This window comes from Vibrio fluvialis, assembly GCF_900460245.1.
Classification (GTDB): Bacteria; Pseudomonadota; Gammaproteobacteria; order Enterobacterales; family Vibrionaceae; genus Vibrio; species Vibrio fluvialis.
On sequence record NZ_UHIP01000002.1, the window covers coordinates 1,125,396 to 1,141,844 of the forward strand.

A 16,449-nucleotide genomic window follows, 5' to 3' on the forward strand; every position below is an offset into this window, starting at 1 on the left:
ATGAAAATTACCGTATTGGGCACGCGGGGCATTCCCGATGTGCTGGGGGGCGTTGAAACCCATTGTCAGCATCTTTATCCGCAACTGGTTAAACAGTTCGGCGCCGAGGTGTGTGTGATTGCGCGTTCGCCTTACGTGCCTTACCAACGCTCTTCTTATGAAGGCGTGCAGACCAAAGCCATTTGGGCGCCGAAGAAAAAGTCACTTGAGGCTATAGTGCATTCAACTCTGGCCGCTTTCTCGACCCTGTTTGATGGTTCCGATGTGGTTCACGTGCATGCGATTGGCCCGGGGTTGGTCGTGCCGCTGCTGCGTCTGCTGGGTAAGAAAGTGGTGTTTACCCACCACGGGCCGGACTACGATCGTCAGAAATGGGGCGGTTTTGCTAAAAAAGTGCTGATGTTGGGCGAGAAATTTGCCGCGAAGTGGGCCAATGAAGTGATTGTCATTTCAGAGGTGATCAACCGCATTCTGCAGCAAAAATATCAGCGTTTTGATGCCAATTTGATTTACAACGGTGTTCTGGCGCCTGTGCCTTTAAGCGCAGATATCATCAGATCAACCTTGAGCCAGTATCAGTTGACGCCACAGAACTACATGGTTGCGGTGGGACGTTTTGTGGAAGAGAAAGGTTTTCACGATCTGATTGATGCATACCGCGATTCTGAGTTGAGCATGCCGCTGGTATTGGTGGGCGATACGGACCATGAAACGCCATACAGCGCGGCGCTCAAAGAGAAAGCGCGCACCACACCAGGCGTTATCCTGACAGGCTTTTTGAAAGGCGATGAGCTCAAAGCCGTGTTCTCGCAAGCCAGATTATTTGTCATGCCTTCCTATCATGAAGGACTGCCGATCGCGCTGCTCGAAGCAATGTCGTTCTCGTTGCCAGCTATTGTCAGTGATATTCCCGCCAACAGCGAAGTGGCTCTGGATGCCAATTGCTATTTCCCGGTGGGTGACGTCTCGGCACTCAGTCACAAGCTGGCGGCGCTGCCTGAAGAAACGCACGTTGACTATTCTGAATACTTGGCAAAGTATGACTGGCAGAAAATCGCCCAGCAAACCATGCAGGTTTACCAAAAAGTTGTAGGACGGACAGTGTGACAGCGGCAAATGAACATAAGGCGGTGACTCAGTTTTACTACGCGCTCGATCAGGAAGTCGCGCAGGAGTTAACCGACAAACAGAAGCAGGCCATTGAGCATGCGATAAAAAGCGTTGGGTTGGGTAATCGTCATCCGGTTGATGTACGCAAAAGCCTGCCTTGGTTTGGTAAGCGTTACTATCTGGTTTTACTCATGGGACGCGATCGCCGAACTCAATTGCGGGCGTCTGAATCGAAGCTGGCCAACTTTATTGTCACCTCAGCGATATTAGTGGGTCTGCTCGCGCTGTTGGGCTTGTCATTTCTGGCGCTGTATCTGCTTAAGTCCGCGATGGGTATCGATATTTTCCCCAACTACTCACTCGGTATCTGGGATTGGTTTAAAGGGCTGATGCAATGAGCTCACTCACGAAGCGTTCTTCCCGCGGCTTACTGTGTCACATCGGATGGATTTTGCTGCTGATGTTGCCACTCTCTGCCTGTCAGGCGGAAAAGAAAACGCCCTCTTCGTCCACATCGGATTCACGCAATGAGCTGATGGTCACTGTGCATCCTGCCGCGCTCAGTGGGCCGATTTCGAATCCCGGTGTCGGTGTCGAAACCTTTCACAACAGTTGGGGCGTTTCGCTGACCAGCGATCAATATCCGGCGTCAGGTGTGGATTACTACCGTTTTTACTGGAGCGATCTGGAACCGAAAGAAGGCGAGTACGCGTTTGATACCATCGACCGTCTTCTGGCTCTTAATCAGGCGCAGCAGCCAGCTAAAATGGTCGCACTACGCTTTATGACGGCCGATGAGCCGTGGAGTGGCAGTAAAATTCCCACTTGGTTGATCAATAAAGGCATCCGTGGAGTCTGGACGCAAGATGGCAAAACCTTTGTGCCGGATCTGGACGACAATCTGTACCTCTATTATGTTGAAAAACTGCTCAATGCACTCGGGCAGCGCTACGATGGCAATCCGAGTCTGAGCCATATCGATATTGGGATGGTGGGCTCTTGGGGCGAGTGGCACAACAGCAATTTTGCTACGCTGGAACCGTTGCATCAGCGCTACAGCGATGACGAACTGAACAAACTGGTCGATTTGCATTTTGCTGCGTTTGCACAAACGCCGAAAGTGATGCTGATCAGCGGCGAAAACAGTCTGGCTTATGCAGTGGAGAAAGGGGCAGGATGGCGCGCCGATTGCTGGGGTGACTGGCACCATTTCTCCGACAGTTGGAGTCACATGGTCGATGATTATCCTTATCGCCTCAAAATGGCTCAGCAAACTTATGCGCTCTTTAATCAGGCATGGCAGTCCGCGCCAGTCAGTCTGGAAACCTGCGGCAATATGGCTGAATGGCTGAGTACGCAAAACTATACCCGCGAGCAGGTCAAAGCCAGTCTGGATTGGGCGGTAGCCCAGCATGCCTCAACGTTAAACCTAAAATCTCAACCCGTGCCGAACCAATATCGGGATCTTCTGGATGATGCGCTGAGTAAAATTGGCTATCGCCTGCGAGTGGATACACTTGAGCATCAGGCGCAGCTCTCAGCCGGTTCAACTCTGACGATTCAAACGTTATTCGTCAATGAGGGTAACGCGCCGCCATACCATCACTACTATCTGGCGTATCGTTTGATCAACGATGCTGACGAATCGGCGTTTTTGGCGATTTCGGATAACGATGTGCTGCAATGGCTGCCGGGTGAGCATTCGACCATGAGCAGTTTTACCCTGCCGAAGCGATTACCTGCTGGCCATTACTTTGTGGAGCTGGCGTTGGTGGATCGCTATGGCAAAGCGCAACTGAATCTGGCAAATAGCGGCAAACAACAATCTGGTTGGTATCGGTTATCGGATTTAACGGTGCGATAAGCAGTAAGGAAAAAGCGGGCTCAGCCCGCTTTTCTGTTTTAGACCAATGCCTGAGCCAGCAAGCTGATAGGGTGAATGGTCTCCAGCGCGGTGTTTTCTTCAATCTGCCATTTACAGGTTTCGCAGTCGGTAATGGCAAAATCTGCGTCGGAGGCTTTAATCGAATCAAACAGGTGCGAGCCGATTTTCATTGAAACGTCGTAGTTCTCTGCTTTGAAGCCATAAGTACCGGCTAATCCACAACATTCACTGTCGAGTACAATCAGTTCCAGCCCAGGGATCATGCGCAGCAGTTCAATGGTAAACATTACGTTACCGCTGCGTTCCAAGTGGCAAGGAGTGTGGTAAACCACCTTCAGATTGACGGGTTTCATTTTGGGCGCGTTACCGTTCATGAACTCTTTGAGCAGGAATCGGGTCACGTATTCAATCTCGTTAGAGACTTTGCTGTTATCGACACCCAGCACATGTGGGTACTCTTGCTGCAAAGTAAACGAGCAGGTGGACGAGGTGGAAATCACCTTGGTGTGGTAATCGTTCACCGCAGCTTCCATGTTCTTCACATTCAATAGCGCATTTTTGCGCGCCTTATCGTGAAAACCGTTGGCAATCAGCGGTACGCCGCAGCATTTTTCGTTGTCCAGCAGGCGCACGCCAATGTTCATCGCATTCAGAACTTTGACTAAGTCTTTGCCCAATTGCGGGTGGTTGTAGTTCACGTAGCAGCCATGAAAATACGTGACCTGACGCTGATACAATGGCTGGCTGGTGCAGTTTTGTTTGAACCAGCGGCGAAACGTGCCGTGCGAATATTTTGGCAGGGCTTTGTGGTCATGCACGCCGATGGTTTTGTGCATGATCTTTTTCACGATCGGCATCGATGTTGCGAAGTTCACCACTGGCGCAAAGGGTGTCGCCAGCGAACCGAACAGATCGGTGTGGCTGAGTACGTAGTCGCGCATTAGTTTCGGATTGAGCGGTTTCTTGCCGTGTTTACCTCGTGCCACCGCGATAATATCGCCGATTTTCACCCCAGAAGGACAGGCCGTCTCACAGCGTTTGCAGTTGGTGCAGTATTTCAGTGCTTCATCGTAGTATTCCGGGCTTTTGATGCGTAAACGCTCACCGTCCGGGCCGCACTGTTTCGGCCCCGGGTAATCCGGGTTGGCTTTGGCGACCGGGCAGTAGACGGTACACACCGTGCACTTAATACATTGGTCAAAGCTGGTGTTCAGAGGAGCAGCTTTTGAAAATGGCGCGTTCATGCGAGCACCTCCTGATCAGATGGTTTAGGGTGAGAAACGGGCACTTGCGGATTCATACATTGCATGATGGCGTGATAGGCCGTACCAATCGCAACGCCACCGCCGCAGCCTTCAAAAACCGGATCGTAGCCTGCCAACATCGAACCACAGCAGTAGAGATTTCGCACTGCTTCCCCGTTGCGTGTGGGATTGAGCTGAGCGTTGGTTTCCACACCGAAAGCCATAAATGGGTGTGAACGGTCAGCGAAAAAGGCGGGATTACGCCAATCCGCCCGCGCGGGTTTGTGTGTCACTTGCAGCCCAAACACAGGTTCGGTGATGGTGTGTTGCTCAGCATGCAACCCCTGACTGAAATAACTGCCGGTTGCCATGATGTAGTGTTCAGCGCTGATGGGCATATCGCGCAGGTTTTGTGTTTGCAGGCTCACCAGACGGCCGCGTTCAAAATGGCCATTAACCACTTTGTCGCCTTTGAGGTGAATACCACCCAACTGAATAAAGGTGCGGCTCAACGCTTCTTCGATACGGATTCCGAGCAGAGAAGGCGGCATAGTCGGCACTTCATGAAAGCGAAGTTGCGTCGTAGCGCGCAGCTTGGTGAGCAGCGTCAGGCCGTCACCGTCACCGTTGCCCATAATCGCGGGCATGATCACCAAGTCATCACGATTGGCGACACGCATTAGCCCGTCACACAGCGTGGTCCACGCGGCTTTCTGTTTGAGCAGGCGCGCAATATCGATAGAGCGCAGCTCGTTCGGGTTGCGGCGATAGCCTTCAAAACCCGGAATCGACAACGTCACCGTATGAATCGGCACAGCATGAAAATCAGGGTGTTGGCTGAGGTTATCTTTCAGCATTTGCGGTTGGAAATCGCGATAGCCGTCTATTGAAACCACCACGATGCGCTCAAATGGCACCTCGCTACGGTGTTGATAAACGAACGGTTGCGAAAGCCAGGTTGCTTTCAGTGTGCCCAGCGGGGTAATACGTCCGTGGTTCGCTAAATCATCCTGATGCTGCAGCGGCACATTGGCGGCCGCTAAAGTATGACGAAACCAATCCAGACTTTTTTGCAACGTGGTGCGGCCCACCGCATTGTAAGGGTGCAACGGCGCTTGCTGTTTTAATGCTTCGAGCGCATCAAACGGATGCGTTACCGGGCTGCCGTCTGGTAATTTAGCCAGTACATCAATGGAGCCGGATGAGAAATGCAGCGCGCTTTGGCCCTGACTGATTAACACGGTCTTTTTACCGGCTTGTAGGCTGCGAATGGCGGCGGTGTAGCCAGCAATTCCGCCACCGATAACCGCCACATCATAGTGCATCATAAACCCGCCTCCTGTTGTTCTTGTTGTTCTGGCTGAGAGTGATGGGGAAGGTCGCTGGCACCGAGCAGACCTTCGTAGATCCAATAACTGAATTCCGCTTCGCGCAGTGCATCACCCCAGAAGATCGGTTTAATGCCTTTCCAGCGCTCTTCCAGAAAATCGACCAGCAAGCCGCTTGATTGACAGCCGTCGACCTGACCATATTCGGAAAACAGGCTGGCCGCGCGGTAGCTGCACAGTTCGCCCTGACAAGGGCCCATACCTAAGCGAGTGCGGCGGCGTAAATCGACCAGATTATTGACGTCGAGCTGCTTAATGGCGTATTCGATTTCGCCAGCGGTGACCATTTCGCATTCACAAATAATCGCTTGGCTCTTGGCATCATCGGACAAGAACTGTTTTGCGCGTTCGCCATGACGGTAGATCGCCGATTCATAAACTGGCTTGGCAATGCTGGCCGTTTTCTTAACCGTTTTTGGTGTTTCGTTTGAGCCCGGCAGCGGGCGGGTATGTGTTTCACACGCGGCGGTATTACCCAGTTTCTCGGCCACCAAATTGGTCGCCCATTCGGCCATCAGACGATAGGTCATCAGTTTGCCGCCAGTAATGGTGGTAAGGCCTTTCAGGCCGTCACGCTGTTGGTGATCCAGTAACACGATGCCACGGCTGATATTGCGGCCGCTGCCGTCGTCGTCCACCGCCACAAGAGGACGTACGCCCGCATAGGCGCGCAGCACGCGGGTATTGGCCATGATTGGAGCGAGTTTCGCGCCTTCGGCCAACAGTACATCCACTTCGCGCTCGGTCACATGCAGATTATCGATCTGGTCGTAGTCGATGTGCTCGGAGGTGGTGCCGATGAGCGAAATGGTGTCGCCCGGAACCAGAATGTCCGCATCCGATGGTTTACGGCAGCGGTTAATCACCAGATTATTGATGCGGTAATCGAGGATCAGCAGTGAACCTTTGGCTGGGAACATCTTGATGTTGAGATCGGCATATTCGCAGATATGTTGTCCCCAGATGCCCGCTGCGTTGATCACCTCTTTAGCAAAGATTTCAAACTGTTGGTTGGTGCCCAATTGCAGGCAGCGCACGCCCAGCACGGTATCGCCCTGACGAATCAAACTGGTGACGATGGTACGGTTAAACATGCGCGCGCCATGTTCTTTTGCATCCAGCACGTTAGAGGCACACAAGCGAAATGGGTCCAGCGTGCCGTCTGGCACTTTGACCGCGCCAATCAGCGCAGGGTTAACGTTCGGCTCCAGAGCCAGCGCCTCTTTAGGTGTTAAACGGGTGGTTTCGATGCCTGCATGGCCACATGCCTGAATAAAAGTGTCTTGAAAGCTGAGTTCGTCTTCAGGGAGGGTAATGAACAGACCGTCAGTTGCCTCCACACAATGGCGGGCAATACGTTTGAGCGTTTGGTTTTCCTGAATGCACTCTTTCGCCGACTCAGCGTCGGTCACCGCATAGCGCGCGCCAGAATGCAGAAGGCCGTGATTTCGACCTGTGGTGCCAGAGGCAATGTCATCTTTTTCCAACAGGATGCAGGCGATGCCTCGCAATGCGCAATCCCGCATAATCCCGGTTCCGGTAGCACCGCCGCCAATGATTACGACGTCGGTTTCCATTCGTTGATAAGCCGTCATGACCTTTACCTTATGCAACTTGAATAAACTTACACTTAGTGTGTCATTTTTTATCATTTGTGTTCGGTATGTTGCTCACAAAAGCGCGAACGAGCGCTAAATTGATATATTTGGTGGTTGTTTAGTAGGGTTGTGGAGAAATTAACCAACAATGTTGCGGGTTTTTAACAGCTTGATGCACAGAAATGTTACATATAAGTGGATGAAAATAAGGATAAATGAGCTAACGAGCTGGTCAGATGTGTTCGTTGTTGAATGGGTAAGTTCGGTAATAAAAAACGTACAACGCCTTATTTAATCAGTAACTCTCTGTTTATTTAGTGTTTGCTCAATTAGATAAAGGTAAGGTGAAAAGTGAACCTACTGATGAAATGATCAAAATGATGCGCCAATTAACAAAAAACGAGTTTGACGTTAACAATTTTGTGCTCGAACGCTCATAAATTTCCATATTCGATTTTCGAGAGCAGTTTTCTGTGCCAGATTCGCCCTACACAAACATTGTGTACATAACAATAAACAGGACTCTTACTTATGACTCGAACAAAACAACATACTCTTTTAGGAGAGTGTATCGCGGAGTTTATCGGCACCGGACTGCTGATTTTCTTCGGTGTGGGTTGTGTGGCAGCACTTGTGCTGACAGGCGCACAATTTGGTCAATGGGAAATCAGTATCATGTGGGGCATGGGCGTTGCCATCGCCATCTACTGTACTGCTGGTGTCTCTGGCGCACACATCAACCCCGCGGTAACGATCGCACTGGCCGCTTTCCATGGTTTTGATAAAGCGAAAGTGGTTCCTTATATTGTGGCGCAAATGCTAGGTGCATTCTGCTCGGCAGCTTTGGTTTACAGCTTGTACAGTAACCTTTTTACCGATTACGAAATCGCGCACAATTTTGTACGTAGCAGCCAAGAAGCGTTGGCAACAGCGGGTATTTTCTCTACTTATCCGAATGCATCATTGTCGTTTGGTGGTGCTGTGGCGGTAGAATTTACCATTACTGCTGTGCTGATGTTTGCCATTCTGGCGCTGGGCGACGAAAACAACGGCGCACACCGTAATGCCATGAACCCGCTACTGATCGGTATTCTGATCGCAGTGATCGGCGGCTCGCTTGGTCCACTAACAGGTTTTGCCATGAACCCGGCACGTGACTTCGGTCCTAAGCTGTTCGCTTACCTGGCTGGTTGGGACTACGCGCTGACTGGCGCTAAAGACATTCCATATTTTATCGTACCAATCATTGGCCCAATTGCTGGTGCTTGTTTTGGTGCGTGGGCATATCCGAAATTTATCGCTGTTTACCTACCAACAGTCGGCACCGGATGTACCATCCCGAACCAATGTGATGACGTGGAAGAAAGTGAACAGGCACACGTCTAAAATTAAAGTAATTCGAAGCTAGCAAGAATGTGAAACTATAAGGAATAAACCATGACTGAGCAGAAATATGTGGTTGCATTAGATCAGGGCACCACCAGCTCGCGAGCTGTTGTACTGGACCACGATGCAAATATTGTGAGCGTTTCTCAGCGTGAATTCACTCAAATCTACCCAGAAGCGGGTTGGGTTGAGCATGATCCAATGGAAATCTATGCAACTCAGAGTTCAACGCTGGTTGAAGCACTGGGCAAAGCGGGCATCCGCAGCGATGAAGTGGCGGCGATTGGTATTACCAACCAACGTGAAACCACCATCGTTTGGGATAAAGAAACAGGCAAACCGGTTTACAACGCCATCGTATGGCAATGTCGCCGTACGGCTGAAATCTGTGAAGAGCTGAAATCTCGTGACGGATTGGAAGCGTACATTCGCGAAAATACCGGTCTGGTTCTGGACCCATACTTCTCAGGCACCAAAATCAAATGGATTCTGGATAATGTAGAAGGCGCACGTGAAGCGGCCGAATCGGGCAAACTGCTGTTCGGTACCGTTGATACATGGCTGGTGTGGAAAATGACTCAAGGTCGCGTACACGTGACCGACTACACCAACGCATCACGTACCATGCTGTTTAACATCAATACCCTGCAATGGGATGAAAAGATCCTGAAAGAGTTCAACATTCCTCTGGCAATGATGCCAGAAGTGAAACGCTCTTCAGAAGTGTACGGCCAAACCAACATTGGTGGTAAAGGCGGTACGCGTATTCCAATCGCAGGTATTGCGGGTGACCAACAAGCGGCGCTGTACGGCCAAATGTGTGTTAAAGCTGGTCAGGCGAAAAACACGTACGGCACAGGCTGCTTCCTGCTGATGAACACCGGTCAGGAAAAAGTGACCTCAAGAAATGGTCTGCTGACGACTCTGGCTTGTGGTCCGAAAGGCGAACCTGCGTACGCACTGGAAGGTGCAGTATTCATGGGCGGCGCTTCTATTCAGTGGCTGCGTGATGAGCTGAAACTGATCTCTGACGCGCACGACTCAGAATACTTCGCAACTAAAGTGGATACCTCAAACGGTGTGTACGTGGTTCCGGCGTTTACTGGCCTTGGCGCGCCATACTGGGATGCTTACGCTCGTGGCACCATCGTTGGCCTGACTCGTGGCGTGAACTCTAACCACATCATCCGTGCAACGCTGGAAAGTATCGCTTACCAGACTCGTGACGTACTGGATGCGATGCAGGCAGACTCAGGCATTCGCCTGTCGGCTCTGCGCGTGGATGGCGGCGCGGTTGCCAACAACTTCCTGATGCAGTTCCAGTCTGATGTTCTGGACACCGAAGTTCACCGTCCGAAAGTTACTGAAGTCACAGCACTGGGCGCAGCCTACCTGGCTGGTCTGGCAGTGGGTTTCTGGGACGACCTGGAAGAGCTGAAAGACAAAGCAGAAATCGACCGCAGCTTTGAACCTCACCACGACGAAGAGAAACGTCAACGTCGTTACAAAGGTTGGAAGCGTGCAGTGAAATGTGCTCAGGCATGGGCAGAGCTGCATAACGAAGAGTAATCATGCATGTAACCGTTTCTTCGTAGGGGAGCAGCGGTTATCGGGGAAAAGCAAAAGCCCGGGTGACAACCCGGGCTTTTTTTACACGTCTTTTTTATTCTTTTCAGGCGGCGCTTTGCACACCTTCGGCTTTATCAGCCTTCTTTTCCTGCTGCATCTTGAACAGGAAGTATACGTTAACGCAGGCGATGAACGCGTTTGTGGCAACCACTGGCCATGCGTTAATCATCAAACCGTACACAACAAACAGTGCACAGCCGATAAAGTTTAGAACGCGGAGTTTCACGATGTCTTTCATTGTTAGCGAAATCGCTACGCCGATTGATGCCGCATAACCCATGATTTCAACCATGTTCATGTCCATTTTTTGACCCTCTTTAAATTTTGCCGAACAGTGTCAGTGTCGGTACCAATCTTCTCGTCGTGAGATAAGTGAGGATGCTCCATGCCTCGAATGGTTCGGTTGTTTTATCTGTGGTCACTATAACAACAGGGTTATTGTGATAAAACCCTCAAAAACGAGTTCGGTGAAGGTTAGCGATTACGCAAACGTTTAATGTTAATCACACTTTTGTCATTACCTAATTCTGTTGGCGCAAATAGTAGGCAATCGGGTAGGGAGATGAAGCAGGCAACACTGACGATGTGTGTCCGTAGAACGTTTGCAGTGGACACTCCGAAAGGAATTGGCCAAGTGATTTCAGACAACCCGACCTACGTATCATTCGAGATCAACCACAAGAACGGGCGCAACTTTAAGATTATCGGCAAAGCCATCGCGCCAGTGTTTAAGAAGATTTTTTAAAATGAAGCCACCTGATAGGTGGCTTTTCTTATGGGGTGGGGGATTGGTTTAAATGTTTGTTATACGAGCTCTTTCTGGATGCTTGAAAGATATGCAAAATGTTTGTACTCAACGGGTATGTTACGTCCAACGCCCAATTCGCGATAGCTAAATTTCAGTGCACATGCCCCTAGAGCTGCCACATTAAGCCCTTGCATGTATGGTTGATAATTTTCTGGCAAATAACCATTACCTAACATCATTGCATTACTTACTCCAAACCATGGGTCAGTAGCTATTGCCGTTAAGGAACGCTTAACTCTTTTAAAGCCAGTTTCTTTCATAACGCGATTGAAATCATTTAAATCGCGATGAAGTTTATTAATTGCTTTGTTCTTTCGTTTAGGTATGTCTTGGCTTGCAACTACAGTATCTACAATTGAATCCATGGCATCACGTAACGCTAAAAGCTCTGGTAACCTTTTATTCTTAAAATCAATAACTTCTGGAAGAGGGACATCACCTGTTGGAATTTGGATAGCATTATACAATTCAAATTCTAAACACCCCTGTGTTTTTGCATATTGCTGAGGAACAATTAATTGAGCCGTTGGCTGGGCAATACTCCACTCTTCATTTTCAACTTCGTTGTTTTCTTCGTAAGCTGCCATTTGAGTTGCTAGTGGTAAAAATCCATTTTGAACACCTCGTAACTCACGAAATTGTACCGCTGTAGATTTAGCAATCCCTTCCTGAATGAGGAAGTCAACATCATGGCCACCACCAATATGAATCATATTGTTTGTTGGATAATCTATCTTGTCCCAAAAAAGAAGGTAGTTTCTGAGATTTATCGGCTCGACAGAGCCATTCATTTGTAATCCATGCCCATTATTCAAAATTGAATAATTTGGAGTAATTATTATACCGCGTTCCATTTCGCCTCCTGCTCGTATAACTCCCTATTAAATTGCTTGTTAACTGTTTGATAGCAGGAAATTTGACGCAGATGTAATGTAAGTTCCAAACACATCGAATAAGTTCTTCGCTGACTCAATATCCGGTGCAAAGGTACACGCTACACTAGTAACTACACCGTAAGCTGCTTGACGCCACCCTTCTTTACTACCTTGTTCCAGTTTTTCATTTAACATCTCAAATGACTTTTCTAAATATGCTTGTTGTATTTCCGTCAACTTTACAAGGTCTTCTATACGACTTTTCATGAGATCCATTTGATCCTTGAGTATCGTTACTTCTTGTTCAGTAAAATTAGGGTTAGTGCCTTTAAAAATATGTGACTGATTAAAAATGCTTTCAGCTTCTTTCAATACTGGCAATTTTGTCAGTAATATGCGAGCACTTGTATAATTTGCGTCAAGTAATCTGACCTCAAATAGATCACCAAAAAGGCAAGTGAAAGCCTCGTTTGTACCTAGTTCAGAGCCATCATTCGGGTAACCTGGTCGTCCTGCTGATACATACCAACCTTGATTTCCTGCTTCATAATGCATCGTAAGTGAATGCTCTTGCACAAACTCTGTAGTGTTTTGTTTTAAAACAATAATATCTTGGGTTTCAAACAAACCATTGACTCCTAAATAAAATAAAACAGTTAACAGTCTCTTTTAACTAGACTTTGTCTGTATAAGTCCACAATAAAATACAGACAAAGTCTATCTAATACACCATGGCAAACAGGTGTTCACAACTGACAAATGAAACGCATCAACAGTATCAAACAACCGTGTCTTTTGGTGTGATCGGTTTGGGTTTTATCACCATAATTATGCATCAATGTGCATTTCTGTGTGAGTTGAATACTGTGTTTATGCACAGTTATGTTTTATTATTCCTGCTCATGTCGTTAAGTGAGCTGATTATGAGCATCAAGAAAGAGGGCAGAAACGGAAGCGTCTTGCCGCCAGCTTGAGAACTAAGATTAAATGCTGTGAAATCTGGGTTTGCTAGGTATGGCGGGAATAAAAAACCCGCCATTGGGCGGGCTGGTATGTTACTTAACTAATTGATTTATAATGCTTGTATAAAATCAATGACCACATTTTGTCCTCGGGTGTGGTTCTAATAGCTCCAGCCTAAGTTTCCGACATCCAGATTCAGATCGGTTCCTTTGTCGCTCTTTGCCTTGTCCACCGTCACCGGTTTGTCTGACTTAATTGTCAGTGCGACTTCCGATCGGCTGTTCAACGTCTGGCTCTTGATTGGCTGATAGGGGTTATAAGGTTTGTGAGCAGGCAAGCCGCCGCTTTGATAGTCAGCATAGGCTTTGGTGCGCTCTGTTTGGTTGCGGGTTTCGTTGGTAACAATTCCCAGAGTGGCGTTTTTGTCTTTGATGCTGTCGAGTTTGTTCGCCAGGTTATCGACTTCTGTGCCGGCAGCGTCCAAACCTGTTTTCCAGCCGTCAGGAATGAGAGAGTCCGGCAGCATGTTGATGAGTTTCTTAACTCCGTCCCACAGTCCGATGAATTGCTCTTTCACCCAGTTAATCACTTTGTCTAAACCGATAAACTTATCCACCAGGTAGGTAATGGCAATAATCGCGGCGCCAATCGCCGTGACCATCATGCCAATCGGGTTGGCCATGATCACCGCATTGAGGCCAATCAGCGCCACTTTGGCGATCGCCAAAATGGTGATAATGCCTTTGAAGTTCTGCGCAACAAAAATCAGCCCTTTACCTAAGAACTCCAGCGCCTGATACAGCCCGTTGACGGTCTGAATCACTTTGTCCATAAACTCGGTGCGCCATTGGGTGTTTTTGAATTTTTCTGAGAACTCGGTAAACAGCCTGGTGGCTTTTTCCATAATCGGTGCCAACGCGGCAAACTTAATCGAGCGCAGGCTTTCAGAGATGCGCTGCACTGCGTCGTTGTACGCTTCGGCTTTCGCGGCATCTTCTGCAGTAGCGCCGCCACCCAAATCGTTGAACTCCTGACGCGCAGCAGTCAGCCCCTGCGTGCCTTCGCGCAGCATGATGAGCATTTCCCGCCCGCTGTCACCAAAGGCGGCATCCGCAAACGCCATCTGCTCCTGCGCGGTTTTCAGTTTGGAGAAAGACTCTAGCAGCATCTGGTAGGCTTCCTGGGTATCTTTCGCGCCCTGCAAATCGCGGAACGCGGCGTTCTTACTCTTTTTCAGGTAACTGCCCAGTGCGCCCGCTCCGGTGGTTTGAAGAACACCCAGACGACGGGTAAAGCGGGTCATCGACGCCGACAGCGCATCGGCGCTCACGCCCGCGTGTTCGGCCTGCGATTGCATGGCCTGCAGTTCGCTGATCGGCAGATTGAGGTTGGCGGATTTCTTGGCAAGTTTGTCCATCTCTGCCGCGCTGCTGTTTACCTCGGCTGCCAGTCCGGCCAGGCTGAAACCTCCGAGCAGGGCGGCACCTTTGCCGAGTGCCGCTCCGGCCACATTCGGCAGGCGAATGGCGCCATTGAGCTTTTGCAGTGGAGCCATCGCGCCGCGCAGGATGGCGTATTTCTTACTCAGTTTGATGATTTCCGCGCCGTGCTTTTTGTAGCTTTTCTCAAGGCGCTTGTTCTCGCCATTGAGGTCATGCACTTTGACGCCTGTCTTTTTCAGCTCGCCACCCAGTTTGACCAGGTGTGTTTTGTACTGGTCCTGCTGCTGAGTGAGCTTATCGACTCGCTGCTGCTGTTTGGCAATTTTCTCGGTGAGGGCAGCGGTCGGTTTACCCGCCGCGGCTGCGCTGGCTTGCAGCTCCCGAAGTTTCTCACTGGCCGCTGCCATCGCAAGCGTATTCTGGCTCATCGCTTTTTTGGTGTTTTTAAATGAGCCAATCATGCCGATCGCGGCGGTATCATCCGCCTGCGCTTTCTGAATCTTTTTGATGGCGTTGGCGTAGTGGTCGGAATCACTCGCCATGCCTTTGAGTGGCGCGGACACTTTGTCTTTCAGTCCCATCACCACGGAGAGGTTCATCTTCATTCGGATGTCCTTCATACAAAAAAGAGAGCTAGTCGCTCTCTTGTGTTTCGGTTCGTTGCCGTGCCAGCTCGCGGAACAGTAATAAATCGTCGTAGCTGAGGGCGTCTATTTCGCTCGGCGGCCAGTGAAATACCATGGCGATGTCGGCGTAGTAGTCCTCAACCCGGTTTATCAGAGTTCCGTATTCACGAAAAAAGAGGCGATGGTGGTCAAAAGTGGCGCCCAGTTCTCCGGTGGCAAGTTCAGCAAATCGCGCTCAGTCAGAGACGAAATGCGCGGCAGCAGGATTTCACCGGCATCAAATTTCATCTCACACACATCAATCAGGCTGAGTCCGCGCAGGTTGCCCGAATGCGGTTTACGGATCTCCACCGTGTTGATTTCCACGCCATCTTTCACGATAGGGGTGGCCAGCGTGGCCGTTTTCACTTCAGCCTGATTGTTAATCGGAGTTGCCATAACCGAGTTCTTCCTTCAGTTCGTTGAGTCGGGTCTTGCGACCGCCTTTGTTCGGATCGAGTTTCATCACCGCATCAAACAGCGCGTACGCTTTCTCGGTGTCGCCATCTGCGTCATACCAGTCGCCTGCCAGGCGGAACATCTTCACCTTGAGCGGCGCGTTGGTGGCGAGGTTTCCGGCCTGTAAATCGGTAACAGCCTGAAGCAGGTAGTCGCGGTTAAACGCCAGCTTCTCTTTCGAGGCACTGTGCGAGTACTGAAACACGATGTCGCAGAACGCGGTCTGGCCGTTTGACTTCCAGCTGTCCGGCGTTTCCAGCCCCATGTCGATGGCCGCCCGGAAGCTGTCGTGTACCGTCGTCAGTTGGCCTAAATCGACCTGCCACTGATAGAACCACCACACCACATCGAGATTGCCGAGGTCGGTGTGAGTGGCGAGAAGCTTTTCAACCAGCGGCTGGTATTTCTTCACCAGTTCAGCTTTGTACGGGTCTTTTTCCTGAGAGCCGGCCAGAGTGCGCAGGAACGCCAAATCTTGTTTGAGCATGGCCTGCGTTTCTTCCCACGGTTTGTCGGCCAGCGTCGGGCGGGCGGTTTTTCCCGTCGGCGCGGCTGGCATCGGCTTGGCCTGAGCCGCCTTTTGTTGCTGAGCCTGACGTTTTAACAAAATCGATAGCATGTCACGCTCCTTATTGTGAGATGAGCTCATAGCCGTTGAACAGCACTTCCAGCTGGCCGTCTTTGACGTTCAGCGTGAGCGGATCCACCGCCCAGGCATCCGTGAGGGTGTAGACTTTGCCGCTGTTGAGCTCAAGGGTGATGTTCTCATCCACGAACGCCTTGATGGCGTCTTCATCGGTGGCTTTGGCGTGCACGATGGTGGCTTTGATGTAGGGCGCGCCGTCGTACACTTCACTGTGTCCCAGCACGCCGTCATCGCCCATGACCGCTTCACGCTTGAGGTTACCAAACCCGATTTCTGCGCCTTCTTTAATGGGCAGGCGACCCAGAGAGCCGGCGTTCAGTACGGCGCGGCTGGTGATTGTGGTTCCCATGG

The 16,449-nt window shown here is 50.1% G+C and carries 17 protein-coding genes; 6 read left to right on the top strand and 11 right to left on the bottom strand.

Features of this window, described 5'->3' with window-relative positions; translation table 11 throughout:
• Genes DYA43_RS20205 through DYA43_RS20215 form a run of 3 tightly spaced genes read left to right on the top strand, consistent with a single transcriptional unit; the run spans window position 1 to window position 2,974 of the window.
• On the top strand, window positions 1-1,107 hold the full coding sequence (locus tag DYA43_RS20205) for a glycosyltransferase family 4 protein (RefSeq protein WP_061055503.1): 1,107 nt from the start codon (window positions 1-3) through the stop codon (window positions 1,105-1,107).
• Window positions 1,104-1,508 carry a hypothetical protein gene (locus DYA43_RS20210; RefSeq protein WP_024375310.1) on the top strand — a complete coding sequence of 135 codons (405 nt, stop codon included), beginning with the start codon at window positions 1,104-1,106 and terminating at the stop codon, window positions 1,506-1,508. Before DYA43_RS20205 ends, DYA43_RS20210 begins: the two co-directional genes overlap by 4 nt.
• Window positions 1,505-2,974, top strand: a complete 1,470-nt coding sequence (locus tag DYA43_RS20215; protein ID WP_061055504.1) for a DUF4832 domain-containing protein — start codon at window positions 1,505-1,507, stop codon at window positions 2,972-2,974. Before DYA43_RS20210 ends, DYA43_RS20215 begins: the two co-directional genes overlap by 4 nt.
• 38 nt (window positions 2,975-3,012) lie before the next feature.
• On the opposite strand, the gene glpC is transcribed toward DYA43_RS20215, so the two are convergent.
• Genes glpC through glpA form a run of 3 tightly spaced genes read right to left on the bottom strand, consistent with a single transcriptional unit; the run spans window position 3,013 to window position 7,222 of the window.
• On the bottom strand, window positions 3,013-4,239 hold the full coding sequence (gene glpC, locus DYA43_RS20220) for an anaerobic glycerol-3-phosphate dehydrogenase subunit GlpC (RefSeq protein ID WP_024375308.1): 1,227 nt from the start codon (window positions 4,237-4,239) through the stop codon (window positions 3,013-3,015).
• Window positions 4,236-5,567 (bottom strand): glycerol-3-phosphate dehydrogenase subunit GlpB, encoded by a 1,332-nt coding sequence (gene glpB / locus DYA43_RS20225; protein WP_061055505.1) that lies wholly within the window; start codon window positions 5,565-5,567, stop codon window positions 4,236-4,238. The genes glpC and glpB overlap by 4 nt, the downstream gene beginning before the upstream one ends.
• On the bottom strand, window positions 5,564-7,222 hold the full coding sequence (glpA, locus tag DYA43_RS20230) for an anaerobic glycerol-3-phosphate dehydrogenase subunit A (protein WP_061055506.1): 1,659 nt from the start codon (window positions 7,220-7,222) through the stop codon (window positions 5,564-5,566). Before glpA ends, glpB begins: the two co-directional genes overlap by 4 nt.
• A 534-nt stretch (window positions 7,223-7,756) precedes the next feature.
• Here glpA and DYA43_RS20235 point away from each other — a divergent pair.
• Window positions 7,757-8,611, top strand: coding sequence for an MIP/aquaporin family protein (locus DYA43_RS20235; RefSeq protein WP_024375304.1), 855 nt, complete (start codon window positions 7,757-7,759; stop codon window positions 8,609-8,611).
• Window positions 8,612-8,662: 51 nt separating this feature from the next.
• Window positions 8,663-10,180, top strand: a complete 1,518-nt coding sequence (glpK, locus tag DYA43_RS20240; protein WP_020329237.1) for a glycerol kinase GlpK — start codon at window positions 8,663-8,665, stop codon at window positions 10,178-10,180.
• 103 nt (window positions 10,181-10,283) lie between these two features.
• Here the strand turns inward: glpK and DYA43_RS20245 are convergent, their stop codons facing one another.
• Entirely contained in the window at window positions 10,284-10,544 is a 261-nt protein-coding gene (locus DYA43_RS20245) for a PQ-loop repeat-containing protein (RefSeq protein WP_020329238.1), read from the bottom strand.
• A gap of 258 nt (window positions 10,545-10,802) precedes the next feature.
• Here DYA43_RS20245 and DYA43_RS23175 point away from each other — a divergent pair, with 258 nt between their 5' ends.
• Window positions 10,803-10,985, top strand: a complete 183-nt coding sequence (locus DYA43_RS23175; protein WP_225869401.1) for a phage repressor protein — start codon at window positions 10,803-10,805, stop codon at window positions 10,983-10,985.
• A gap of 59 nt (window positions 10,986-11,044) precedes the next feature.
• On the opposite strand, the gene DYA43_RS20255 is transcribed toward DYA43_RS23175, so the two are convergent.
• From DYA43_RS20255 to DYA43_RS20285, 7 genes are all read right to left on the bottom strand, one after another.
• Window positions 11,045-11,902, bottom strand: coding sequence for a DUF6236 family protein (locus tag DYA43_RS20255; protein WP_061055507.1), 858 nt, complete (start codon window positions 11,900-11,902; stop codon window positions 11,045-11,047).
• Between the two features lie 39 nt (window positions 11,903-11,941).
• Window positions 11,942-12,550 carry a hypothetical protein gene (locus DYA43_RS20260; RefSeq protein ID WP_038157453.1) on the bottom strand — a complete coding sequence of 203 codons (609 nt, stop codon included), beginning with the start codon at window positions 12,548-12,550 and terminating at the stop codon, window positions 11,942-11,944.
• Between the two features lie 496 nt (window positions 12,551-13,046).
• Complete coding sequence (locus tag DYA43_RS20265) at window positions 13,047-14,933, bottom strand: hypothetical protein (RefSeq protein WP_061055508.1); 1,887 nt, start codon at window positions 14,931-14,933, stop codon at window positions 13,047-13,049.
• A 28-nt stretch (window positions 14,934-14,961) separates the two neighbouring features.
• Window positions 14,962-15,069 (bottom strand): GpE family phage tail protein, encoded by a 108-nt coding sequence (locus tag DYA43_RS20270; RefSeq protein ID WP_075990070.1) that lies wholly within the window; start codon window positions 15,067-15,069, stop codon window positions 14,962-14,964.
• Window positions 15,070-15,104: 35 nt separating this feature from the next.
• Entirely contained in the window at window positions 15,105-15,392 is a 288-nt protein-coding gene (locus DYA43_RS20275) for a phage tail assembly protein (RefSeq protein ID WP_061055509.1), read from the bottom strand.
• On the bottom strand, window positions 15,376-16,071 hold the full coding sequence (gpM, locus tag DYA43_RS20280; RefSeq protein ID WP_061055510.1) for a phage terminase small subunit: 696 nt from the start codon (window positions 16,069-16,071) through the stop codon (window positions 15,376-15,378). Before gpM ends, DYA43_RS20275 begins: the two co-directional genes overlap by 17 nt.
• Window positions 16,072-16,081: 10 nt before the next feature.
• Window positions 16,082-16,447 (bottom strand): phage tail tube protein, encoded by a 366-nt coding sequence (locus tag DYA43_RS20285; RefSeq protein ID WP_061055511.1) that lies wholly within the window; start codon window positions 16,445-16,447, stop codon window positions 16,082-16,084.
• Window positions 16,448-16,449 lie beyond the last annotated feature (2 nt).